Source organism: Flavobacterium rhamnosiphilum (genome assembly GCF_004349195.1).
Classification (GTDB): domain Bacteria; phylum Bacteroidota; class Bacteroidia; order Flavobacteriales; family Flavobacteriaceae; genus Flavobacterium; species Flavobacterium rhamnosiphilum.
Genome location: NZ_SMLG01000001.1, coordinates 104,650 through 127,911 on the forward strand (window position 1 = coordinate 104,650; position 23,262 = coordinate 127,911).

The window sequence follows — 23,262 nt, forward strand, 5'->3', positions numbered from 1 at the left end:
ATGTTTTTTCAATAAAATCAACATAAAGATATTACTCAGTTTTCCATATTTTCAAAGGTATGATTGAAGATTTCTGGAGGAAATAAGTGATGCTAAAAAAAGTTGTAAAAAGAATATTTGATTTCTTCATTGCTCAAATATTTATTTTTTTATTTACTTAATACCTCGACATCAACTGAGTCTAATATTTTTTTCATAAATTTGGTTGTTTAATGGTTAATAAATAGCTCTTGTCCAGAGTTTTTTTAATGATTAAAGTTTATAGCTAGGGAAATGTTGGCGCATTTTTCTAGCTTTTTTTATTACTTCTTCCTTATTTTTATAAGCTTTCTGTTAGTCTTGGTTTTTTTAACTATTTCATACCTCACATCAGAAGTTTTACTTATAATATCCAACAAATATTCAACAGGCTGATCTTTTTTAGCAACACCCGTAAAAGTATAATTTGCAACAGACTGATTTTCAAATATAAAATCCACATTATACCATCTGCTTAATTTGGCTATAATGGTTCCTAACTTTTCTTTTTCAAAAAAGAACTTCCCATCTTTCCATGCTATTTCTTGATACACATCAACCTCTTTTACGCTTATTGAGGAATTATTGTCTTTGAATAAGCTTCCTTTTTGACCCGGTTTCAAAATCATCGTTGCCCCCCCTGGATTCGAAGCACTCAGTTGGACACTTCCTTCAACTAATGTGGTGGCAAAAAAATCATCCTCACTATAAGAATTCACATTAAAATGCGTTCCCAAAACTGTTACGGCTGCCGTTTCGGTTTTAACTATAAACGGTTTTTTCTTGTCTTTTTGAATTTCAAAATAAGCTTCCCCATCAATAGAAACCACTCTTTGATTGCCAACAAACTGTGTTGGAAATTTTAACGAAGTGGCCGAATTCAACCAAACTTTTGAACCATCCGGCAACTCGATTTGATAAATTCCTCCATTAGGCACATGCAGTGTATTGTAGGCAACTTTACTTGGATCTGTATTTACAGAATTATCAACCGTACTGTACTTTAACACTTTGGCATTGTTTACAATTTTAACACCGGCATCTGTTTTGATCTCTTCATTTTGATGCTCTTCCAGAACAACTTCTGTGCCATCCGCCAATACCAAAGTGGCTCTGTCATAGGCTTTCACATTAGTTACGGACAAACCTAAATCTTGTTTGTAAATATTCTGATACAATAAAAAAGAGCTTATTGACACACCAATAAATACCGCCGCATATTTTAAAATTTTATAGGTCAACTTAGGTTTCGTTATAGCGACTACCTTAACTTCATTTATTTTTTCAATAAACTTTTGGTACGCCAAATCAGTATCTATATGCTGTTTCGATTCTATTGTCGAGAAATAAACTTTAACTGCATCGATGTATTCTTGCTGATTATCAGAAATCCACTCTTCCAAAAAATCAACCTCTTCAATAGTTGCGTCCCCGCTAAAGTATTTTAACAAGATTGTCTCTATGTTTCTTATATACATTCCGTGTTTTTTATCTTAAAGTTGTGTTTTAACTTAATTTTATGTTAATTCGCTTTTCATATGACAGTTGAAAAAACAAATACCCCTACTCATTTTAATTTTTTTTCTGTTTTTTTTTATTTTAATTTCTAACAACCAATAAATCAACGTTAAAAAATTATGATTCATTCCTTCAAACATGATAATTATTTGATTGAAGCCCTCAAAAACGGAAATGAGGAGGCCTATAAATATTTATATGCGAATAAATACAAAGACATTGTACATTATATAAATGGTCTGACACGAGATTACGATAAAGCAGAGGATATTGTTCAAGAAGTAATTTTCAGACTCTGGAAAAATAGAAGTGAAATAGAAATTACCAGCTCCATAAAAAGTTACTTGTATAAGGCTGCTTATTATTCCTTTATAAACGAATACAAAAAAGATAAGCGTAAGGAAAGTTTATCTGAAAAAAATCAAAAAACGGCCGTTCTTGAACTGATAGAAAGCGATGAAGAATATACTCAACAAAAATTAAGGTATATAGCGCAAATAATAGAACAACTTCCCCCTAAAAGAAAAGAAATTTTCATCATGTGTAAAACGGAAGGCTTGACCTATGAGGAAATTGCATCGCATCTGGAAATTTCCGTAAAAACGGTGGAAACTCAAATGGGTAAGGCTTTATATCAAATCAGATCCAAAATTAGAGAAACAAACATCAACAAGGCGGTGCAAATTATTTTCTTGCTGCATTGGCCTTTTTTAAAATGATATTCCGGATCTAATTTTTAACAGCCAAATTGCTTCAAGTGGTGATCCAGATGTTTGTATTGCAAAATTCCCCATTCCTCTTCGGTCATTTCACCAAAAAAAGGATGCCTGCTATTCGCTATGATTCTTGGCCCCATGGCTCCAAAGCGAGCAATTTGGCTGCATAATACTTCTTTTTCTTTCTCGAAATCGGGAGATGACTTAATGATAAATCTTTTATCGGTTGGCAAGTTTTTCTTAAAATATTCATTTTGTAAAAAACTTTTCTTTGCCATTTTACCAAAAAGAAAACTAATAATATTCCTTTTTAGTTCCAATTTACCTTCGGCAACATCCAGTGGTTTCTGGCAGTGCAGCACCATTTGGGAAACCGACATTTCCCCCCAAGTACTTTTAGAAGCTGACGTTAACTTTTGCACTCTCGCAATAAGCTCCTGATTGTCTTTCTTGTCGAAAATATTTTTCATATTGATTGTTTTTAACTGGTAATACCATTTTATTTTTAAAAATATTGGAATATTTATTGGCAATATTGTCATTCCGACGAAGGAGGAATCACACAATCTGAATAACTTGATGAGATTTCTCCTTCGTCGAAATGACAAACTGTACGGTTGTTTATTACAATAATTACAAAAGTAAAAATGGTGTAATTATTCCCAAACACTACAAACTATCCTTTCGGAACGCATTAATGATAAATCATCTCATCTAGAAGAACCAACTCGCTACAAAAATAGCCGTAATCACACAAATCAAATCTACTAAAAGCATCGTTCCTAGTGCATAACGAGTGTTTTTAATATTTACAGAACCAAAATAAACTGCAATCACATAAAAAGTACTTTCGGCACTGCATTGAAAAATACTACTCAATCTTGCCGTTAAGGAATCGGCACCAAAAGTATTCATCGAATCAATCAAAAATCCTCTTGATCCGGCCGAACTAAAAGGACGAAGTAAAGCAACCGGTAAAGCATCTGTAATTTCTTTACTTACTCCCATATTTGAAAAAATGAAAGCGATCCAATTGCTAATAATTTCAAATAAACCACTGTTTCTGAATAAAGAAATGGCAACCAGCATTCCCAAAACATAAGGAAAAATAGTCACGCCAGTTTTCACACCATTATTGGCTCCCACTACAAAACTTTCAAAAACGGTCGTTGATGCCTCAGTAAATTTTTTCTCATGAATAAACGAAAAGATCAAGGTAAAGGCAATTATTCCAATTAATATTAAAGCAGAAAGATTAGAGGTAAAATAGTTTTTTCCAATTAAATCCAAATGATTTACATACATCAACAAACCAACAATTGCAGCTATTAATGTCATCAATACGATAACCAAAGAAGCACTTCTAAAATTGATTTTTTGTTTGATTCCAACGATCAGAAAAGCTGCAATTGTACCGATAAAAGAAGTGATAATACAAGGCAACATCACATCCGCAGGATTACTTGCGTTTGCAGCTGCACGGTATCCTATAATAGAAGTAGCGATCAAAGTAAGACCCGAAGCGTGCAAACACATGAACATAATCTGAGCATCACTCGCCTTATCTTTCTCTGGATTTATTTCTTGTAAACTCTCCATCGCTTTTAGACCAAAAGGAGTTGCAGCCGAATCTAAGCCCAGAAAATTAGCAGCAAAGTTTAAAGTCATGTAGGAAATAGAAGGATGGTTTTCAGGAATACTCGGAAACACTTTTACAAAAACAGGACTCAATGCTTTAGCCAACTTTCCAGAAGCTCCAGAAATGATTAAAAGTTCCATCAATCCACAGAAAAAAGCCAAATAAGCCATCAGCGGAAGGATTAAATCTAGTAAAGTACTTTTACACGTTGGCAATAAACCATCAGATTTTTGAACACCACTATAAATTTTTACTGTTTTGTTTTTAAAAACATAAGTCGTATCCGCATTCAGGGTATCACGATTGATAATCATGGTCTGTTCTGGTGCTGTCTTAATGCTGTCTTTTATAAAAGCAGGAAGTTCTTCGGCAAATTTCTCCGAAACCAGAATTGGATCATCTTTCTTTCCGTTCAAAACGTGGTCAATAGTATAACTGTCTCCAGAAAACAAACTAAACACTACAAATACAATTGCTGAAATAAAAATAACCAACCAGAATCTACTCAATACCATAATCTATAATTTTTGTAAATGTAAATATTTATTAATAAACCTCATCAGGATTTTGAACCCCGATTGGTTTGCGACAATCTAAACATGAATAATTTCCTCCTCAATCAACAAATCCTCTCTTCGCAATCTAAGGAAAATTTGAGCTACGGCAATGGTGTCTTTTTCACAATACGTTACAATCCTGTCAATGTCTTTATCTACATAGAAAACATGCCCCACCTGACTGCCGTCGATATCGCCTTTTGGAGAAGGAATCCCAAGTACTTTACACATTAACTTTAAGGAAGTGTAGTGTTTATAATCTCCAAATTTCCATAATTCCAACGTATCTAAATGTGGTATTTCCCATGGTTTTTTCCCAAATAGGTTCAACTTGTTGGGAATAGCAATTTGGTTTATAATCATTCGTCTTGCGAGGAAAGGAATATCAAATTCCTTGGCATTGTGACCACACAAAACATGTTGTGGCTGATTGAAATGATTGTTCAGCAAATTATTGAAATCCAACAATATTTTCTTTTCTTCTCCAAAAAAAGAAGTCACCCTAAAATTTCGAATATCGCCTTTGATGGTAAAATAACCCACCGAAACACAAACGATTTTCCCAAACTCGGCCCAAATTCCCGCACGGTCGTAAAAATCCTCGGCTGTGTATTCGTCTTTGCGCTGGTATTGGGTTTTGTGCTCCCAGAGATCTTTCATTTCGGTATCCAAAGCATTGAAATCTTCGGCTTCCGGAACAGTCTCTATATCGAGGAACAGAATGTTATTGAGGTTTATTTTTTCTATCATCAGCTACATTTGTTAGATTTTTTGACTTCTTAGATTTTTAGATTAAATACAAAAACCTAAATTAGTAAACTTGATCGATTTTTTTGAATCTGAGACAATCTAAATTTCTAACAATCAAAGAAATCTAATGTGTCTAACCATCTAAAAATCTAAGAAGTCTGATTTTAAAATAGACTTTGTTGTGTGGTCGGATTTTCGTGTTCCAATAACCATTTTTTTCGCCACAAACCGCCTGCATATCCTGTTAATGAACCATCTGTTCCAATGACTCTGTGACACGGAACGACAATCCAAAGCGGGTTTTTCCCGTTGGCAGAAGCGACGGCACGAATGGCTTTGACATCGCCCAGTTTTTTGGATAAATCCATATAGGACATGGTTTTCCCAAAAGGAATTTCGAGTAATCCTTTCCAGACTTTTTGTTGGAATTCAGTACCTTTTGGATTGAGTGCAAAGCCAAAATCGGTTCGTTTGCCTTCAAAATAATCGTTGAGCTGGGTAACGGCTTCTTGTAAAACCGCTGAAATTGTAGTTGAAATCTGTCCTTCTTCGGTAACTGAAATTACGGATATTCCATTTTCATCGCCTGTTATTGTGGCAATTCCTAAAGGGGTTTTGATGTATGCTATTTCCATATTTTAAAGATAAAAAAATTAACCACATTGTTCATGAAGAAGTAACAAAGTTCAGAAAGAAATAAAACTTAAAACGTTTTAAACATAAAAAAACCATTCGCAGAGACGAATGGTTCTTGTATTTTAGCCCCGATAAAAGCGGCATCCTTTATGTTTTTGCTGCCAAAAACATAAAGATATAGCGGAAAGCGGGATTAGCTCCTAAAAATGCTAAGACTATTTCAAATTTGAATACATGTAAGCTTCTAAGGCTTTCAATTCCTCATCAGACATCTCTTCTGTTATTGCAAAATTGGTTTTCATCACCTCATATTGACTTGGATCGACAATGGGCTTTTCGTTTTCTTTCAGGAATTCAACAATGTTTCCGCCTTTGTCTTTGTATATTTTTGCAATATCCTGAATACTTGGACCAATTGATTTTTTGTCTACTTCATGACAGGCAACGCAATTTCCCTTTCCTTGAAAAATTGCTTCCCCTAATTTCTCAGGAGTCTGGGCGATTTCTTCTGTAGAAGTTGGGTATAAAGATTCTTTTTTGACTTCTTCTTTTTTACAAGAAAAAAAGGCTAAAATGGCAAATCCAATAAAAATTAATTTTTTCACAATTTGAAATGTTTTGTACTCAAATTTAATTCATTTAAAATCTTTATCAAATTATAAACCATAGTTTTATTTGTTATTCCAATAGATTTTCGCGGAGAAAAAAAGCAAACTAACGTTAGTTTAAAAAAACAGAAAGCCATTCGAATAGCGAATGGCTTTGTATTTCAAATCTTTAAATCATAATTTATGATTTTGGATACTTCTTATAATAATTTATTCAACAGAGATGTCAAATTACTACTGCAATTTTATTTCATAGCTTCAAATTTGTAACCGTTAGAAAGTAATTTAGCTACAATCCTGTTAGAAAGTGTACTTTCGCCTCCATAGGTTTCAATATCTCCATTTTCCAAACCCGCTGAACTTATTTTCTCCAGACCTGAGACAGATCCTCTTAGTCTAAAATATTTATTATCTGAAGTAATGATTTCGTTTTTGACGTTTTTGTCCGTATTTGGATTCTTATATCCTGTTTTAGTGGCATACCAGCTTCCTATTTCTCTTGATCTATTTTGTTTTCGGCTGTTGTTATCTAATTCGCTATATAACGACTTAACCTCGTATACTAGACTTGGCGGAAAACCAGCAATAAAAACCACGTTTTTTTTATTTACTGATCCAATTACGACATTAGTTTGCTTACCTTCAACATCTTGCATTTGAAAAATATCACTATTTTTAACTGATACTTTTGCCTTAACCATCAAATCGTTATCCGCTTTTAGCTCATTTTTCGTTTTTAAGTTAGCCTCTGCAAAAACTTTTTCTATATCAGTTGGTGTACCATTTATAAACGCTGTTACTGCTTTTTCATCAATTCCTGCTGCGCTAATAAATCTGTATTTATCATTACAAACACTCGCAACAATAGCATTTTGAAAACTCAAACCTTGATCTTGACCGTAATCAACTATTTCATTTGTTTTATTAGTATTTAAATCAGTTAACAAACTCCAGTAAACCAGCGAACCATCTAATAAAGCTGTAGCTTTTCTCTCAATTGAAAAGATTGGTCTATTGTCTAAAGAAAGGATTTTGTATACTAACTTTTCTTTATCTAAAATAGCAACTTCAGTTTCATCGATACTGATTTTATCCTTTTTAATTTTAATTTTTTGCGCTGACGTTGCAATACAAGCTAACATCATGGCTACTAGTAATCCTTTTTTCATATGGAGTATTTCTTAAATTTTCGACGAAGGTACACTTTTTTTCGTAAGTTTTTACTTCCCTAAAAGTATCGCAGCTTCTTTGGCAAAATAAGTCGAAATTAAACTGGCTCCGGCTCTTTTGATACACATTAATTGTTCCATCATAATTTTATCATGATCTAGCCAACCTCTTTCGGCGGCAGCTTTGATCATCGCATATTCTCCCGAAACGTGGTATACCGTTACCGGAACATTTACGGCATTTTTGACCTCGCGAACGATGTCTAAATACGCAATTCCTGGTTTTACCATAACCATATCAGCCCCTTCTTCCACGTCCCACAACGCTTCTTTAATGGCTTCGATTCGATTGGCATAATCCATTTGGTAGGTCTTTTTGTCTTTTGGAATTTCAGTGGCATCAACAGGAGCGCTGTCTAACGCATCACGAAACGGTCCGTAAAATGCTGATGCGTATTTTGCAGAATAACTCATGATACCCACGTTATGAAAACCGGCAGCATCCAGACCTTCACGCAAACGCAATACGCGTCCGTCCATCATGTCAGAAGGCGCAACAAAATCGGCACCCGCTTGTGCATGAGAAACCGCCATTTTTACCAAGGCTCCGTTCGTCGAATCATTTTCTACATCTCCGTTTGCAATGATTCCATCATGTCCATAAATAGAATATGGATCCAAAGCTACGTCTGGCATTACAATCATTTCCGGACAAGCGGCTTTGATGGCACGAATGGCGTTTTGCATCAATCCGTTTGGATTCCATGCTTCCAATCCGGTATTGTCTTTTAAATTCTCGCTTACTTTTACATAAATATTCACCGCACGAATGCCTAAATCGAATAATTCATGGATTTCTTTTACCGTTAAATCGATGGAACGACGAAATATTCCTGGCATGGAAGGAATTTCCACTTGTACATTTTCGCCTTCTGCAATAAACATGGGAAACATAAAATCCGCTGGACTTAAACTGGTTTCACGAACTAAACTTCTAATGGATTCGTTTGTTCTTAATCTTCTGCCTCTGTGTAATGGGAACATATGATTTCTGATTTTAGATTGCTTCGCCAATTCGAGCAAAGCTCTCGGGTTACGATTGCAGATTTATGATTTAAAAACAAATTGGTGATAGCAGAAAATCTGCAATCAAAAATCGTTAATCATCAATCTGCAATCCAACTTTTTGGATTCTCTAATACGTTTACTAATTTTTCTTCTTCGCTTCCTGCTTCTGCGTGATGGTCGTACACCCATTGCACATGTGGTGGTAAACTCATCAGGATGCTTTCGATTCTTCCATTGGTTTTTAGTCCAAATAAAGTGCCTTTGTCGTGTACCAAATTAAACTCCACATAACGACCACGACGAATTTCCTGCCAAGTTCTTTGCTCAGGAGTATACGGTAAATCTTTTCTTTTTTCTACGATTGGAACATACGCTTCCAGGAAACTATTTCCGACTTCGGCTACAAAGTTGTACCAATCTTGCATTGACATTGCATCTGTTGCTTTGCAATAATCGAAAAATAATCCGCCAATTCCGCGTGCTTCATTACGATGTGCGTTCCAAAAATAAGCATCGCATTGTTTTTTATATTTTGGATAAAACTCTGGATTGTGTTTGTCACAAGCTGTTTTACAGGTTTGATGAAAATGGATTGCATCTTCTTCAAACAGATAATACGGTGTTAAATCCTGTCCACCGCCAAACCATTGCTGGATTACGTTTCCATTGTCATCGTACATTTCGAAATAACGCCAGTTCGCGTGAACAGTTGGCACCATTGGATTTTTGGGATGCAAAACCAAACTCAGTCCACAGGCAAAAAAATCAGCTTCGCCCACATTGAACATCTTTTGCATGGCTTCGGGTAGTTTCCCGTGAACGGCTGAAATATTCACTCCGCCTTTTTCGAAAACAGTTCCGTTTTCTATCACGCGGGTTCTTCCGCCGCCGCCCTCCGGACGTTCCCAAAGATCTTCACGGAATTTGGCTTGACCTTCAACTGCTTCTAATCCTTTACAGATTTGATCTTGAAGGTTTTGTATGTAAGAATAAAATTGTTCTTTCATTATAAATTAGTTTTCAGCAGCAGTTTTTAAATTCCAAAAATGGAAAGTAAAAACTGTGACTGTGACTGACTACTGATTGTATTCCTTCACTGCATCAATAAACGCTTTTGCGTGATCCACAGGAATATTTGGTAAAATTCCGTGACCCAAATTCACGATGTATTTGTCTTTTCCGAATTCATCGATCATTTCGTGTACCATTTTCTTAATAACAGGAATTGGCGACAACAATCTTGACGGATCAAAATTTCCTTGTAACGTTATATTCCCACCTGACAAGTATCTTGCATTTCTTGGAGAACAAGTCCAATCAACTCCTAACGCAGAAGCTCTACTTTTTCCCATTTCGCCAAGCGCAAACCAACATCCCTTTCCGAAAACAATTACCGGAGCATCATCTGCCAAAGCTTCAATGATTTGGTTGATGTATTTCCATGAGAATTCCTGATAATCTACCGGAGATAGCATTCCGCCCCAAGAGTCAAAAATTTGAACGGCATTTACTCCCGCTTTTACTTTTTCTTTTAGGTATAAAATAGTGGTATCCGTGATTTTTTGCAATAAAACATGAGCTGCTTCTGGATGTTGGAAACAAAACCCTTTAGCCATGTCAAAGCTTTTAGAACCTTTCCCTTCTACTGCATAACACATAATTGTCCAAGGTGAACCTGCGAAACCAATTAACGGCACCTCATCATTCAACATTTCTTTGGTCAATTTGATAGCGTCAAAAACGTACCCTAATGTTTCATTTACATCTGGAACGATAACTTTTTCCACATCTTGAATCGTACGAATAGGATTTGGTAAAAACGGACCAAAATTTTCTTTCATCAACACTTCAATTCCCATTGCTTGCGGAATTACCAAAATATCCGAAAACAAAATCGCAGCATCCGGAGCAATTCTTCTTATTGGTTGTACGGTGATTTCAGCAGCTAATTCCGGAGTTTGACAACGGGTGAAAAAATCATATTTATCACGCAAAGCGATGAATTCCGGTAAATATCTTCCGGCTTGACGCATCATCCAAACTGGTGGACGTTGTACTGTTTCTCCTTTTAGTGCTCTTAAAAATAGGTCGTTCTTAATCATGTATTTAAATTTTAGCAGATTGCTAGATGCTTTCCGTTTTATAATATTCAATAACTTCCTCAATCACCTCTTCGATAGTTGGCGTTTCGGCAATTACTATGTTTTTAATTTTCTTTGTTTCTAATGCTGATGCTGTAGTAGTGCCTATGCAAAAACAAACTTCATTCTTGATTTTATTATTTGTCAAATAACTTTCAACGCCAGATGGGCTAAAAAACAGAATTCCGTCAAAATTTTCTTGGTCTGATATTTTAAAAGGCGCAAGTGTTGTTTGATAAACTTCGATTTCGTTAAAAGTTATTCCTGCACTTTTTAATGCTTCTGGCAACGTTTCTTTACGCAAATTTCCGCTCAAAAAAGTATAGCTTTCCTTATTGTAAATTAAAGTGATTATTTCGGCTAATTCAGATGCGTAATCCAAATAAACATCAACTGTAAAGCCATGCGATTCGAGTAATTCCTTGGTTTTAATACCGACACAAAAAACAGGTTTCGTCTTTAAAACTTCCCAACCGTTTTGTTCTATCAAACTTAAAACAGCATTTTGACTGCTAAAAATTAAGTTGTTGTTGATTGTTTTCAGTTCAAAAAGGTTGTTTTTTATTTCGATAAAATCTTGTTCTAAAAGATCAAAATTAGCATCAAGAAATACTTGCCTTTGTTCTGCCGACAATGTTTTGGTGGATAAAATGCTTGTTTGACTCATTATTTTTTCAAATTAATTTTAATTGCTGTCATCAATTCTGCTCCGCCATTTTCTAAAATTTCTTTGGCACAATAAAAGCCTAATTTCTTCCATTCTTGCATCGGAACGGTTTTTTCGATTTCGATTTTTTGCTTTCCATCGATAGAAAACAAAACACCTTTAAACAAAATATCATCTTCTACAAAAACTGCTAAAGCGCCAATTGGTGCCGTACAACCGCCTTCGAGTGTCTTTAGAAACTGTCTTTCAATATGTGTACATATTTCGGTTTCAATATCATTCAATTCAGAAACGGCTTCTCTGCAAAATTCATCATTTGCCATAGCAACAATTACCATTGCGCCTTGAGCCGGCGCTGGAATCATCCAATCCAAATCAATATAATTGGAAGGTTTCAAGTTGATTCTTTCCAATCCTGCCGCAGCAAAAATAGCTCCGTTCCAATCGCTTTCCTGCAATTTCTGCATTCTCGTATTGACGTTTCCACGTAAATCAACAACGGTATGATTGGGATATTTATTCAACCATTGTGCCTGACGACGCAAACTTCCTGTGGCAATTGTTCCTGCTCCGTTAAGAAAATCAAGGTTTCCTTTGTATACCAAAATATCCAACGTATTCGCTCTTTCCAGAACGGCCGCTTGTACAATCCCTATTGGCAAAGCCGTAGGAACATCTTTCATCGAATGCACCGCAATATCAACCTGACCGTTGATCATGGCGATATCTAGTGTTTTAGTGAAAATTCCTGTGATTCCTAATTCGTAAAGTGGTTTGTCAAGGATGATATCTCCTTGTGATTTCACCGCTATGATTTCGGTTTTATACCCTAAATCATTTAGTTTTTTTTCGACGTTATGGGCTTGCCAAAGTGCGAGTTCGCTGTCGCGGGTTCCTATGCGTATCGTTTTATTCATTATTTTGTAGTCGCTCCTATTTTGAAAACTTTCTCAATCCATTCGATACTTTCATCCACCATCGTATCATCATCTTTCAAATGATTAGCGAAATGTGTCGTTATTTTTTGGATAATTCGGTTGCTGATTATTTCGGCTTGCTCTTCGTTGAAGTTTGAAATTTTCTTACTTTGGAAATCCAATTCGGATGTTTTTATCGCATTCAATTTTGCTTTTAAAGCATTGATTGTCGGGGCAAATTTTCTGCCTTTGGTCCAGGTAATAAATTCCTCTTTTATTTCTTCGATGATAACTTCAGCGGCAGGAATGTGTTTTTTTCTATTTTCTAAAGTTTCATCTGTCATTTGAGACAAATAATCCATGTGAATCAGCGTAACGCCTTCTAAATCCTGAACATCTTCATTCACATTTTTCGGAATGGACAAATCTAAAATCAAAAGTGGTTTCTTCAAATTCAGAATCGCTTTGTCAATAGTTGGATTTTGTGCGCCGGTAGCTACCACAACAACATCTGCTTTTTGTAATTCCAAATGCAGTTCCGAATAATCTTTTACAATTAAATTCAATTTTCCGGCTAATTTTTCTGCTTTCTCTTTGGTTCTATTAATCAGCGTAATGTGTTCGTTTTTAGTGTGCTTCACTAAATTTTCACAGGTATTTCTACCAATTTTTCCAGTACCAAATAATAGAATGTTTTTGTTTCCAATGTCTTCTACATTCTTGAAAATATATTGAACCGCAGCAAAAGAAACTGAAGTAGCGCCTGAGCTGATCTCCGTATCGGTTTTTATTTTTTTACTGGCTTGGATAACGGCATTCACCAATCTTTCCATAAAAGCATTGGCTAAACCCAATGATTTTGATTGTGAAAAAGAATTTCTTATTTGCGCGATAATTTCGAAATCACCAAGAATTTGACTGTCTAAACCGGTTCCTACACGAAACAAGTGACTGATGGCTTCTTGATTTTTATAGACAAAACCCACTTTTTGAAATGCTTCAACAGAGCCTTGACTATTCTCACAAATTAATTTGATTAATTGAAACGGGTGTTCTGCGTAACCGTAAATTTCAGTACGATTGCAGGTAGAAGTGACTATTAAACTCTCTATTCCTTCATTCTTAGCTTGTTCCAGTAAACGCGTTTTTGCAGCGGCGTCTAAACTAAACTTACCTCTAATCTCCGCATCCGCTTTTTTATAGCTCAATCCAACTGCGTAAAAATAGTGATGCTTTGATGTGTTATTGTTTTCCATATTTGCACTTTTCCAGAAAGTGGAACAAAATTAGAACTATAGTATTTATAAAAGTAACGCTAGAAGTTCTTTTTGTATCGCTATGTGATTTTTTGGTTTTAAATCGTTGTTTTATTATAAAAACCCTTATTTTTGTAGCAGAAATGGGTTCTTTTAATCGCCCTATTTAGAGCGTTTCTAAATAAAACAACCTGATAATTATCATTTTTACATTAAAAAAACATCGCTATGAGTTCTCAAGAAATTATAAAAATTGAAGATGACTTTACCTTAATTCGCTTTCAGAATGACGGCACCGATGTCTTTCAAGCCCAACGTGAAGTAAGCAGCGGATTGATTCAGTTTCATTTTGGATTAAAAGGAAATGCAAAATTCATTTTCAACCAAGGCAATTATGCTTTGGAACTGAAAGAGGAAAAATCATTGCTTTTGTACAATCCACAAAAGGAATTGCCTTTACATCTGGAATTGGCGCCAAATTCCTGGGTGATTTCTGTGATTATTTCCATCAAGAAGTTTCATGCTTTATTTTCGACCGAAGCCGATTATATTACTTTTTTAAGTGCCGATAATAAAGACAAAAAATATTATAACGAAGGAAATATCAGCCCTTCGATGGCAATTGTTTTGTCGCAACTGTTTCATTACAGTTTGCATCCTTCTATAAAAAACCTGTATTATAAAGGAAAAGGATACGAATTATTGAGTTTGTATTTCAATAGAACCGAAGATCCAAATGCAGAACAATGTCCGTTTTTAATTGATGAGGATAATGTAATGAAAATTAGAAAAGCCAAAGAAATCATCATTGCCAATATGGCCGAACCGCCAGGATTGCAGGAATTAGCCGATGAAATAGGTTTGAATCTAAAGAAACTAAAAATGGGTTTCAAACAAATCTATGGCGATACTGTTTATGGATTTCTATTTGACTACAAAATGGATTTTGCCCGAAAATTACTGGACAGCGGCTCTTATAATGTGAACGAAGTAGGACTGAAAATTGGATACAGCACCGGAAGTCATTTTATAGCGGCATTCAAAAAGAAATTTGCCACCACGCCAAAGAAATATTTGATGTCAATCAACCCAAATATGCAGTAAAGAATTGATTTCTTATATTAAACAATAAATAAAAAATAGTTAATCACAATTTATAAAAAAGTAAGTTTATTTACTTTTGTACCAACAAAAACCAGAAACATGAAAGGTGTATTATTAGTCAATTTAGGTTCTCCAGAAAGTCCAACTCCTAAGGATGTTAAACCGTATTTAGATGAATTTTTAATGGACAAATACGTAATTGACGTTCCGTTTTTGTTGCGAGCATTATTGGTTCGTGGAATAATTTTACAAACAAGACCTAAAAAATCGGCTGCCGCATACGCAAAAATATGGTGGGACGAAGGTTCTCCACTTGTGGTCATTTCCAAAAGAATGCACGAGAAAGTAAAGCAATTAGTTGACATTCCTGTTTCACTAGCGATGCGTTATGGAAATCCTTCTTTATTATCTGGTTTACAAGAATTACATGACAAAGGAGTGAATGAAGTGCTGCTTTTTCCATTGTACCCACAACATGCGATGGCATCTACGACTACAATATTAGAACTGGCCGAAGAATTGCGCAAAAAGCATTTCCCGGAAATGAAATTCACAATTGTTCCTGCATTTTATAACAAACCTGATTATTTACAAAATCTGGCCGATTCTATCAAAAGTCACTTAGAAGGTTTTGATTACGATCATTTATTATTCTCCTACCACGGAATCCCGGAGCGTCACATTCGCAAAACGGATATCACCAAATCACATTGCAAAATAGACGGTTCATGTTGCAACACGCCTTCGCCGGCACATGAATTTTGTTACCGTCACCAATGTTATGAAACCACCAAACAAGTGGTAAAATTACTGGGAATCCCGGAAGAAAAATACAGTCAGACTTTTCAATCGCGATTAGCTGGAGACAAATGGTTGACACCGTATACTGATGTGGAAATAAACAAAATGCCTGAAAAAGGAATTAAAAAACTTGCCGTTGTAACGCCTGCTTTTGTATCAGATTGTTTGGAGACTTTGGAAGAAATTGCCATGGAAGCCAATCATCAGTTTAAAGAACATGGTGGGTCAGCATTTTTAGCAATTCCGTGTTTGAATGACAGTGATGATTGGTGTAAAACCGTAAGCAACTGGATTTCAAACTGGTCGAACGCCTCTTCATCCGTTAAAGTTGACTCAGAAAAAATAAACGCATAAATGGCTGTTACCGCCGATGAGTTAGGAACTCAGGACATCAAAAAACTCTTGATAAAACAAGCCGTTCCGTCTTCTATTGGGATTTTATTCATGTCGGTTAATATTTTAATCGACACCATTTTTGTTGGGCAATGGATTGGCACTTTAGCTATTGCGGCGGTAACCGTGGTCTTGCCTATCACCTTTTTGATTTCTTCTTTGGGAATGGCGATTGGTGTGGGCGGAGGTTCTGTACTTTCTAGGGCATTGGGAGCCAATCACAAGGAAAAAGCATTGCATACCTTTGGCAATCAAATCATCATGACTTTTTTATTGGCATCTGTTTTTGTGCTATTTGGTCTTTTTTTCAGCGAAGAAATGCTGATGCTTTTTGGTGCGAAAGGAGCCATAATGGAACCTGCAAAAGAATTTTTCTTTCCCATAATTATAAGTGTTCCGTTTTTAGCACTTTGCATGATGGGAAACAACGTAATTCGTGCAGAAGGCAAGGCGAAATTTGCCATGGTAGCGATGATTATTCCCGCTTTTATAAATATTTTACTAGACATTATTTTTATAAAATACCTGAATTTAGGAATGTTTGGCGCTGCTTTGGCTACAGCCATATCCTATTTTACGTGCTTCTTATTTGTGTTTTGGTTTTTTTATTTTAAAAGTGAACTAAAACTAAAAGCCAGACATTTCAAATTCAACATTCCTATTGTAAAGGAAATAACCGAATTGAGTTTTGTAACTTTTTCGAGACAAGGTGTGGTGAGCATTTTAGCCATAATACTGAATCATACTTTATACACGTGTGGTGGTGAACATTCCGTTGCTATTTATGGAATTATAAGCCGAATGTTGATGTTTGCTTTGTTCCCGATTCTGGGAATTACGCAAGGATTTCTCCCAATTGCAGGCTTTAATTATGGTGCTGAAAATTATGAAAGAGTCAAAGAAAGTGTACAGCTTTCGATAAAATACGCAGTCTTTTTAGCCTCCCTTATTTTTGTGATTATTCTAATTTTTGCCAAACCTATAGTCGCTATTTTTACCACCGATCCACTCGTGATTGCCCAAACTCCGGAAGCATTGCGCTGGGTATTTGCGGCTTCGCCAATCATAGCCGTTCAACTAATTGGTGCGGCTTATTTTCAAGCAGCGGGAAAGGCAAAAAAAGCATTGCTTTTGACCTTAAGCAAACAAGGATTTTTCCTGATTCCATTAGTGCTGATTCTACCAAATTTTTTAGGTATTTTTGGAGTATGGATTGCATTCCCAATTGCTGATATTTTATCAACACTATTGACTGGCTATTTTCTAAAAAAAGAAATGAATACTAAATTTACAAAAACTACCGATGGATCAATATTATAATTACCTCAAATCATTACACCTCATCTTTGTAATCACATGGTTTGTAGGTCTATTTAATATTGTACGGCTATTTGTTTACCAAATAGAGGCGGCAGATAAACCCTCGCCTGAAAAAGAAATTTTACAAAAACAATTCAAAATAATGACCTATCGCATGTGGTATATTATCACTTGGCCTTCGGCGATATTAGCAAGTATTTTTGCTTTTTGGATGTTGTTTTTTACTGATTTAGGCAATGCTTGGTTAAAAATGCCTTGGATGCATGTAAAACTTGGCTTCGTATTTGTGTTGTATTTGTACCATGCAAAATGCCATCAAATTTTCAAGCAATTGCAAAATAATCAAGTCAATTATACTTCGAACTTCATGCGTTTGTGGAACGAAGGCGCGACAATAATCCTTTTTGCAGTGGTTTTTTTAGTAATTTTAAAAAATGCTTTTAACTGGATTTATGGTGTAATAGGAATAATTTTATTTTCTGTTTTGATAATGCTAGGCTTTAAATTTTATAAAAAAATCAGAGAAAGAAATCAATCTTAATATGTTTAAAAGCTTCAAAATATCAATGCTTTCGTTACGAATCAGGATTTTCCTTTCGATGATTGTATTGATAGTAATGGCTTCCGTTTTATTGGCTTCCATTTCTATTTTTCAGTTTAAAAACGAAGCCAAGGAATACCATCAAGAACGTCTGGAGCGAAAAGAAAATGCTGTAAAAGAGCATATCTACTATGTGCTTTCCACAACTACATATCCGTTGACATCAGGGAATTTAGATTTAATTTTTAAAGATAAAATTCACGAATTAGCACAAATTCATAACATTGAAATCAACATTTATAGTCTGGACGGAAAGTTGTTGAAATCATCAAAAGAATCGTTTTCTGTTGATAAAGTAGCTCCTCCTATCCCAAAATACATCCTAAAATTAGTTCGTTCCTCTATTGAAAAAAGATACGTGGACATTAAAACCATTGATGGGATTAAGAGTCTTTCCTCTTACAGCCAAATAAAGGACGACAAGTTTAAACCGCTTGGTATTTTAAATCTACTCTATATTGAAGACGATGAATTTTATAAAAATGAGTTAAATAGTTTTCTTATCAGTTTGGGACAAGTATATTCTTTTATGCTTATCGTCGCGTTTGCATTAGCCTATTTTCTTTCTACATACATAACAAAATCATTAAAAACAATTTCAGATAAGTTGAGCGAAACGAGTTTGAATCAAAAAAACGAAAAAATTGTTTTGGAAGCCAGCAGCAAAGAGATTAATCTTTTAATAAAAGCATACAACGGAATGGTGGATGAACTGGAGAAAAGTGCCATCAAACTAGCGCAAAGCGAACGTGAAGAAGCTTGGCGCGAAATGGCGAAACAGGTGGCACATGAAATCAAAAATCCGCTTACGCCAATGCGATTAACAGTGCAGAGTTTTCAGCGGAAATTTGATCCGAATGATCCGAATGTAAAGCAGAAAATGAATGACTACTCCGAAACTTTAATTCAACAAATTGATACGATGAGTGCGGTGGCTTCTGCTTTTTCGAATTTTGCATCGATGCCAGCACAACAAAATGAAACCTTAAACGTGGTTGAAGTAGTAGAACTTGCAATGGATATTTTCAATGAAGAATATATTGAATTTCAAAGTGATTCTCCCGAAATTATTTCGAAAATTGACCGTACGCAACTCATTCGAATTATCACAAATTTAGCAAAGAATGCCATTCAGTCCATTCCGGAACAGCAGGAAAACAAGTCCATCATTGTGTCCGTAAAGAAAGAATTAAACAACGTTCTAATCACCGTTGCCGATAATGGAATTGGCATTCAGCCCAAAGACATCGACCGTATATTCGAACCAAAATTCACCACTAAAAGCAGTGGAATGGGTCTTGGTCTTGGTATTATAAAAAACATTATTGAAAATTATAAAGGAACAATTACCTTTGAAACTGAATTTGGAAAAGGAACTACTTTTATTGTATCACTTCCAATAATTAACACTTAAAAATACAATTATGAATTACGAAAATATTTTAATTGCAACTGAAAATAACATCGCAACGATTACCATTAATCGTCCTACAAAACTAAACGCTTTGAATGTTGCAACTATTTCTGATTTGAACAAAGCTTTCAAAACATTAGGGAAAAACAATGAAATTCGTGCTATTATTCTAACTGGAAGTGGTGAAAAAGCATTTGTGGCCGGAGCTGATATTTCTGAATTTGCTAATTTTTCTATTGAAGAAGGGATGCAATTAGCAGCTGAAGGGCAAGAAAAATTATTTGATTTCATAGAGAATTTAAAAACACCGGTAATTGCAGCAGTCAATGGTTTTGCATTGGGCGGCGGATTAGAATTAGCCATGGCGTGTCATTTCAGAGTGGCTTCGGAAAATGCAAAAATGGGATTGCCAGAAGTTTCGCTGGGCGTAATTCCGGGTTATGGAGGAACACAACGCTTACCACAATTGATAGGAAAAGGACGTGCAATGGAAATGATTATGACCGCAGGAATGGTAACGGCACAAGACGCTTACAGAACTGGACTGGTGAATCACGTAGTCCCTGAAGCAGAACTTTTAGATTACTGTGTGAGTGTGGCCAATAAAATAATCAAGAACTCTCCTTACGCTATTGGCAAAGCCATCAAAGCGGTAAATGCCAACTTTAAAGAAGGAAAAAACGGCTATGAAACCGAAATAAAAGCTTTTGGAAAATGCTTTGGAACCGAAGATTTTAAAGAAGGAACAACCGCTTTCTTGGAGAAAAGAAAAGCAGTGTTTACTGGGAAATAATAACAAAAGAGAGCCACATTGGTTCTCTTTTTAGTTTATAAGTGATTATCAATTTAAAATAATCTTTCCTTAAAAAGGGATTGTTTGGTTTACAACACTTAATTTTACAGACCCGTTTCGGAATATAACACACCATCTAAAATTAAACTTATGTCCTTCCAACCTGTATTTGCACTTTTCTGGGAAAAGGTAAAAGAAAGCATCGAAAACCATACCTACGCTAAACTAACACTTGCCAAAACCATTGGTGATACGGAACTGAAAAATATTTATGTGCGTCCCGTTTTACTGGAAAATGACGTTTTTAGTCTTTCGGTTACAGCGCGTTACAAAACCGAAGAAGTAGAAAGTTTCCATACGCTTGACGAAGCTTTTATCATATTGGCTCCGTACATGAATAACCCGTTTTTAACCGCTTTGCTGTTTACAACAGAGAATGATATCACCTTTAAACTCAATAAAAAAAGAGTGGGAAGCATTATTGAGCAAGCGCCAACTTTTAAAAACGCTTCGGATGTGATTCTGGAAATGAAAGCCAAAGGGATTTCGATTTAAGATTTTTGATTAACGATTGCTGATTTTTGATTTAAAAATCAGCAATCGAAAAAACATCTGAAATTTAAAATCGTTAATCTGCAATCAAAAATCCTATTTCTCCCCTTCCCATTCTGCATAAAACTGCGCCAGAAATCCTTCCATATAACGGTGTCTTTCTTGTGCAATTTGCTTTCCGGTCTCGGTATTCATCTTATCTTTCAAAAGCAATAACTTTTCATAAAAATGATTGAGCGTTGGAGAATCGTTCTTCTTGTATTCCTCCTTGGTCATGCTGGAATTTGGAGCGATTTTAGGGTCGTAAAGCGCTCTGTTTTTGAATCCGCCATAATTGAATGTTCTGGCAATTCCAATGGCGCCAATCGCATCTAAACGGTCTGCATCCTGAACCACATCCAATTCTATTGAAGAGAATTTCTTTTCGAAATTGCCGCCTTTGTACGAGATGTTGTCAATGATATTCACCACATGCGTGATGATTTCTTCATCAACATTTTCTGATTCCAAAAATGTTCTGGCTATTCTTGGCCCAACGGTTTCATCACCGTCATGAAACTTACTGTCGGCAATATCATGAAGCAAAGCCCCAAGTTTAACAACAGTGGTATCACAAACTTCATTTTTTGAAATCAGAACAGAATTCTTAAACACTCTTTCGATATGGAACCAGTCGTGTCCGCCTTCGGCATTTTCTAGTTTTTCTTTTACAAAAAGAATCGTTTTGCTTATTAAATCAGGGTTTGTCATTGTTTATATACTTTTAAAAAAAATGTTGAATTTCAAAGTTCTCCAACTTCAAAATTCAACATCTTCATTCTTTATTTAGAATTCAAAAATCTATCTTACTAAAGCTGGCTCCACCCATTTAAAGATATGCGACTCTTTTGGAATCACTAATCTTTCCGATATTTTCGCCATTCTTCCCGGTAATTTCATCAAATAATCACGAGCTTTTTCTGCTTCATCTGTCAAACCGGAAATTTTATCGATTTCCCATTTGTCTATTAGTTTTTGCATGATATCCACATAATCCGCCGCAGTGTAAACTCCAATTCGTTGTGCCGAATCAGAAAACTGTTCGAAAGCTGTGCTTATCTTTTCACCGGATTCTCTCAAGAAATGCGCAGGCATAACGATTTTTGCTTTCATCATGTATTGAAACGCAAGCATCATTTCACTTGGATCAACTTGAAAAATACGGTTTACAAATTCGCTGTACGCATGATGATGACGCATCTCGTCACCGGCAATCATTTTGCACATTTTAGACAATTTGTTATCGCCATATTTTTTAGCCATTTGCGCCACTCTGTTGTGAGAAACATAGGTCGCTAATTCTTGAAAACTGGTATATACAAAGTTTTTGTATGGATCTCTTCCGGTTCCAATATCAAAACCGTCGTTGATAAGGTGTTGCGTCGTGATTTCTACTTCACGCATGTTCACACGACCTGATAAATACAAATATTTGTTCAATAAATCGCCATGACGATTTTCCTCTCCAGTCCATTGTCTGATCCATTTAGACCAACCGTTTCGTTCTACATTATCAATTCCGTCTACGTCCATCAACCAGGATTCGTAGGTTGGTAAAGCTTCCTCAGTAATCGTGTCACCTACTAAAGTCACCCAGAAATCATACGGTAATTCTTTTGCAATTTCACGTAATTCTTTGACCTCATCAAAAAAAGTATCACTTTGAGAATTAGGCAAAAAATCCGTTGGTTGCCATATTTTCTCCACTGGAATTAGATACTGATCGACAAAGCTGTCTACGTTTTTTTCCAAAAACTGCATTACTTCTAATCGAATGTTTTTTATTGACATTATATATAAATTAAATTTTTATTCCTTGAACAACTGCTGTTTCTGTTTTCTCCATTAGATCAGCAAAATCATAATCCTTAACCGCTAATGGTTTATGAACTACAAAGGTAAGGCGATTTCCTAAACCTAAAGGAAAAAACCCGTATTTAACTATTTTCCAAGAATTGTTTATGCTTACTGGAACCACATATGCCGATGGCGCATATTTACATAAAATTTTCAAACCGCTTTGCGCAAACTCTTTTGGTTTACCAGTCTTACTACGTGTTCCTTCCGGAAAAATGACTGCAGAACGGTTGTGTTTTTCAATATATTCTGACAATCCTTTGATGGCAGGAATGGCTTGTTTGGGATCTTTACGATCGATAAGAGCAGAGCCTCCATGACGTAAATTAAACGATACACTTGGAATTCCTTTTCCTAATTCTTTCTTACTTACAAATTTACAATGAAATCGGCGGAAAAACCAAATCATAGCAATAATATCGTACATACTTTGATGATTCGACACAAAAATCAGTGGAACATTTTTAGGTATGCTTTCTATGTTTTCAAATTTGTACGTTGTTCCCAAAAGGTTCGTGCATTTCAATAAGAAAAAATTCAAATAATCGACACTTTTTTTATGAGCTTGATATCCAAAAACATTGAAGCAAACCCACTGAATTGGATGAAATATAACCAATGTAAGACCGAAACATAAATAATAAATTACGGAAGTGGGATACGAAATTAGTTTTTGCATGCTTTAAAAATTTGCCACAAAAGTAAGAAATATATTTTTAGCCCGATTT

24 protein-coding genes are annotated in these 23,262 nt (G+C 35.4%); 8 read left to right on the forward strand and 16 right to left on the reverse strand.

From position 1 onward, the window contains the following. Nucleotides 1–302: 302 nt before the first annotated feature. A complete protein-coding gene (locus E0I26_RS00395; RefSeq protein ID WP_131914529.1) occupies nt 303–1,496 on the reverse strand; it encodes a FecR family protein in 1,194 nt (397 codons plus the stop codon). Between the two features lie 159 nt (nt 1,497–1,655). Here E0I26_RS00395 and E0I26_RS00400 point away from each other — a divergent pair, with 159 nt between their 5' ends. After that, nucleotides 1,656–2,255: an RNA polymerase sigma factor gene (locus E0I26_RS00400; protein WP_131914530.1), complete on the forward strand. Its 600-nt coding sequence runs from the start codon at nt 1,656–1,658 to the stop codon at nt 2,253–2,255. A 17-nt stretch (nt 2,256–2,272) separates the two neighbouring features. Here the strand turns inward: E0I26_RS00400 and E0I26_RS00405 are convergent, their stop codons facing one another. The 12 genes from E0I26_RS00405 to hemA form a co-directional block, all read right to left on the reverse strand. Beyond that, nucleotides 2,273–2,722 carry a DUF1569 domain-containing protein gene (locus tag E0I26_RS00405; protein WP_165929385.1) on the reverse strand — a complete coding sequence of 150 codons (450 nt, stop codon included), beginning with the start codon at nt 2,720–2,722 and terminating at the stop codon, nt 2,273–2,275. A gap of 244 nt (nt 2,723–2,966) precedes the next feature. Next, on the reverse strand, nt 2,967–4,406 hold the full coding sequence (locus E0I26_RS00410; RefSeq protein WP_131914532.1) for a nucleoside recognition domain-containing protein: 1,440 nt from the start codon (nt 4,404–4,406) through the stop codon (nt 2,967–2,969). Nucleotides 4,407–4,484: 78 nt separating this feature from the next. Continuing rightward, entirely contained in the window at nt 4,485–5,198 is a 714-nt protein-coding gene (locus E0I26_RS00415; protein WP_131914533.1) for a 3'-5' exonuclease, read from the reverse strand. A 164-nt stretch (nt 5,199–5,362) separates the two neighbouring features. Next, nucleotides 5,363–5,833: a methylated-DNA--[protein]-cysteine S-methyltransferase gene (locus E0I26_RS00420; RefSeq protein WP_131914534.1), complete on the reverse strand. Its 471-nt coding sequence runs from the start codon at nt 5,831–5,833 to the stop codon at nt 5,363–5,365. Between the two features lie 216 nt (nt 5,834–6,049). Then, on the reverse strand, nt 6,050–6,439 hold the full coding sequence (locus tag E0I26_RS00425) for a c-type cytochrome (RefSeq protein WP_131914535.1): 390 nt from the start codon (nt 6,437–6,439) through the stop codon (nt 6,050–6,052). A 248-nt stretch (nt 6,440–6,687) separates the two neighbouring features. Further along, entirely contained in the window at nt 6,688–7,611 is a 924-nt protein-coding gene (locus tag E0I26_RS00430; protein WP_131914536.1) for a hypothetical protein, read from the reverse strand. A gap of 51 nt (nt 7,612–7,662) precedes the next feature. Further along, nucleotides 7,663–8,655, reverse strand: coding sequence for a porphobilinogen synthase (hemB, locus tag E0I26_RS00435; RefSeq protein WP_131914537.1), 993 nt, complete (start codon nt 8,653–8,655; stop codon nt 7,663–7,665). Between the two features lie 122 nt (nt 8,656–8,777). Then, complete coding sequence (hemF, locus tag E0I26_RS00440) at nt 8,778–9,686, reverse strand: oxygen-dependent coproporphyrinogen oxidase (protein WP_131914538.1); 909 nt, start codon at nt 9,684–9,686, stop codon at nt 8,778–8,780. Nucleotides 9,687–9,755: 69 nt separating this feature from the next. Further along, nucleotides 9,756–10,781, reverse strand: coding sequence for a uroporphyrinogen decarboxylase (hemE, locus tag E0I26_RS00445; protein WP_039108302.1), 1,026 nt, complete (start codon nt 10,779–10,781; stop codon nt 9,756–9,758). A 22-nt stretch (nt 10,782–10,803) separates the two neighbouring features. Beyond that, the gene (locus tag E0I26_RS00450; protein WP_131914539.1) at nt 10,804–11,487 is read right to left on the reverse strand and encodes a uroporphyrinogen-III synthase; all 684 of its coding nucleotides are present in this window, start codon (nt 11,485–11,487) and stop codon (nt 10,804–10,806) included. After that, a complete protein-coding gene (hemC, locus tag E0I26_RS00455; protein ID WP_131914540.1) occupies nt 11,487–12,407 on the reverse strand; it encodes a hydroxymethylbilane synthase in 921 nt (306 codons plus the stop codon). Before hemC ends, E0I26_RS00450 begins: the two co-directional genes overlap by 1 nt. Then, nucleotides 12,404–13,660, reverse strand: coding sequence for a glutamyl-tRNA reductase (gene hemA, locus E0I26_RS00460; protein ID WP_131914541.1), 1,257 nt, complete (start codon nt 13,658–13,660; stop codon nt 12,404–12,406). Before hemA ends, hemC begins: the two co-directional genes overlap by 4 nt. A gap of 228 nt (nt 13,661–13,888) precedes the next feature. Between hemA and E0I26_RS00465 the strand changes: the two genes are divergently transcribed. From E0I26_RS00465 to E0I26_RS00495, 7 genes are all read left to right on the forward strand, one after another. Further along, complete coding sequence (locus E0I26_RS00465; RefSeq protein WP_131914542.1) at nt 13,889–14,764, forward strand: AraC family transcriptional regulator; 876 nt, start codon at nt 13,889–13,891, stop codon at nt 14,762–14,764. 99 nt (nt 14,765–14,863) lie between these two features. After that, the gene (gene hemH / locus E0I26_RS00470; RefSeq protein ID WP_131914543.1) at nt 14,864–15,919 is read left to right on the forward strand and encodes a ferrochelatase; all 1,056 of its coding nucleotides are present in this window, start codon (nt 14,864–14,866) and stop codon (nt 15,917–15,919) included. Next, nucleotides 15,920–17,278, forward strand: a complete 1,359-nt coding sequence (locus tag E0I26_RS00475; RefSeq protein ID WP_131914544.1) for an MATE family efflux transporter — start codon at nt 15,920–15,922, stop codon at nt 17,276–17,278. After that, nucleotides 17,262–17,819, forward strand: a complete 558-nt coding sequence (locus tag E0I26_RS00480) for a CopD family protein (RefSeq protein ID WP_131914545.1) — start codon at nt 17,262–17,264, stop codon at nt 17,817–17,819. Before E0I26_RS00475 ends, E0I26_RS00480 begins: the two co-directional genes overlap by 17 nt. A gap of 1 nt (nt 17,820) precedes the next feature. After that, entirely contained in the window at nt 17,821–19,293 is a 1,473-nt protein-coding gene (locus E0I26_RS00485) for a sensor histidine kinase (protein ID WP_394346094.1), read from the forward strand. A 10-nt stretch (nt 19,294–19,303) separates the two neighbouring features. Beyond that, the gene (locus E0I26_RS00490; protein WP_131914546.1) at nt 19,304–20,086 is read left to right on the forward strand and encodes an enoyl-CoA hydratase/isomerase family protein; all 783 of its coding nucleotides are present in this window, start codon (nt 19,304–19,306) and stop codon (nt 20,084–20,086) included. A 150-nt stretch (nt 20,087–20,236) separates the two neighbouring features. After that, complete coding sequence (locus E0I26_RS00495; protein WP_131914547.1) at nt 20,237–20,641, forward strand: hypothetical protein; 405 nt, start codon at nt 20,237–20,239, stop codon at nt 20,639–20,641. A 93-nt stretch (nt 20,642–20,734) separates the two neighbouring features. Here the strand turns inward: E0I26_RS00495 and E0I26_RS00500 are convergent, their stop codons facing one another. From E0I26_RS00500 to E0I26_RS00510, 3 genes are all read right to left on the reverse strand, one after another. Then, nucleotides 20,735–21,388: an HD domain-containing protein gene (locus tag E0I26_RS00500; RefSeq protein ID WP_131914548.1), complete on the reverse strand. Its 654-nt coding sequence runs from the start codon at nt 21,386–21,388 to the stop codon at nt 20,735–20,737. Between the two features lie 90 nt (nt 21,389–21,478). Continuing rightward, nucleotides 21,479–22,468, reverse strand: coding sequence for an acyl-ACP desaturase (locus tag E0I26_RS00505; RefSeq protein ID WP_131914549.1), 990 nt, complete (start codon nt 22,466–22,468; stop codon nt 21,479–21,481). Nucleotides 22,469–22,478: 10 nt separating this feature from the next. Further along, the gene (locus tag E0I26_RS00510; protein ID WP_131914550.1) at nt 22,479–23,213 is read right to left on the reverse strand and encodes a lysophospholipid acyltransferase family protein; all 735 of its coding nucleotides are present in this window, start codon (nt 23,211–23,213) and stop codon (nt 22,479–22,481) included. Nucleotides 23,214–23,262 lie beyond the last annotated feature (49 nt).

What these genes read in the sequence shown, in the direction of transcription:
- hemA (WP_131914541.1), bottom strand. Translation starts at nt 13,660, where the DNA reads ATGGAAAACAATAACACATCAAAGCATCACTATTTTTACGCAGTTGGA.
- E0I26_RS00410 (WP_131914532.1), bottom strand. Translation starts at nt 4,406, where the DNA reads ATGGTATTGAGTAGATTCTGGTTGGTTATTTTTATTTCAGCAATTGTA.
- E0I26_RS00465 (WP_131914542.1), top strand. Translation starts at nt 13,889, where the DNA reads ATGAGTTCTCAAGAAATTATAAAAATTGAAGATGACTTTACCTTAATT.
- E0I26_RS00510 (WP_131914550.1), bottom strand. Translation starts at nt 23,213, where the DNA reads ATGCAAAAACTAATTTCGTATCCCACTTCCGTAATTTATTATTTATGT.
- E0I26_RS00430 (WP_131914536.1), bottom strand. Translation starts at nt 7,611, where the DNA reads ATGAAAAAAGGATTACTAGTAGCCATGATGTTAGCTTGTATTGCAACG.
- E0I26_RS00495 (WP_131914547.1), top strand. Translation starts at nt 20,237, where the DNA reads ATGTCCTTCCAACCTGTATTTGCACTTTTCTGGGAAAAGGTAAAAGAA.
- E0I26_RS00395 (WP_131914529.1), bottom strand. Translation starts at nt 1,496, where the DNA reads ATGTATATAAGAAACATAGAGACAATCTTGTTAAAATACTTTAGCGGG.
- hemB (WP_131914537.1), bottom strand. Translation starts at nt 8,655, where the DNA reads ATGTTCCCATTACACAGAGGCAGAAGATTAAGAACAAACGAATCCATT.
- E0I26_RS00450 (WP_131914539.1), bottom strand. Translation starts at nt 11,487, where the DNA reads ATGAGTCAAACAAGCATTTTATCCACCAAAACATTGTCGGCAGAACAA.
- E0I26_RS00485 (WP_394346094.1), top strand. Translation starts at nt 17,821, where the DNA reads ATGTTTAAAAGCTTCAAAATATCAATGCTTTCGTTACGAATCAGGATT.
- E0I26_RS00505 (WP_131914549.1), bottom strand. Translation starts at nt 22,468, where the DNA reads ATGTCAATAAAAAACATTCGATTAGAAGTAATGCAGTTTTTGGAAAAA.
- hemE (WP_039108302.1), bottom strand. Translation starts at nt 10,781, where the DNA reads ATGATTAAGAACGACCTATTTTTAAGAGCACTAAAAGGAGAAACAGTA.
- E0I26_RS00480 (WP_131914545.1), top strand. Translation starts at nt 17,262, where the DNA reads ATGGATCAATATTATAATTACCTCAAATCATTACACCTCATCTTTGTA.
- E0I26_RS00490 (WP_131914546.1), top strand. Translation starts at nt 19,304, where the DNA reads ATGAATTACGAAAATATTTTAATTGCAACTGAAAATAACATCGCAACG.
- E0I26_RS00500 (WP_131914548.1), bottom strand. Translation starts at nt 21,388, where the DNA reads ATGACAAACCCTGATTTAATAAGCAAAACGATTCTTTTTGTAAAAGAA.
- hemF (WP_131914538.1), bottom strand. Translation starts at nt 9,686, where the DNA reads ATGAAAGAACAATTTTATTCTTACATACAAAACCTTCAAGATCAAATC.
- E0I26_RS00400 (WP_131914530.1), top strand. Translation starts at nt 1,656, where the DNA reads ATGATTCATTCCTTCAAACATGATAATTATTTGATTGAAGCCCTCAAA.
- E0I26_RS00420 (WP_131914534.1), bottom strand. Translation starts at nt 5,833, where the DNA reads ATGGAAATAGCATACATCAAAACCCCTTTAGGAATTGCCACAATAACA.
- E0I26_RS00405 (WP_165929385.1), bottom strand. Translation starts at nt 2,722, where the DNA reads ATGAAAAATATTTTCGACAAGAAAGACAATCAGGAGCTTATTGCGAGA.
- hemH (WP_131914543.1), top strand. Translation starts at nt 14,864, where the DNA reads ATGAAAGGTGTATTATTAGTCAATTTAGGTTCTCCAGAAAGTCCAACT.
- E0I26_RS00415 (WP_131914533.1), bottom strand. Translation starts at nt 5,198, where the DNA reads ATGATAGAAAAAATAAACCTCAATAACATTCTGTTCCTCGATATAGAG.
- E0I26_RS00475 (WP_131914544.1), top strand. Translation starts at nt 15,920, where the DNA reads ATGGCTGTTACCGCCGATGAGTTAGGAACTCAGGACATCAAAAAACTC.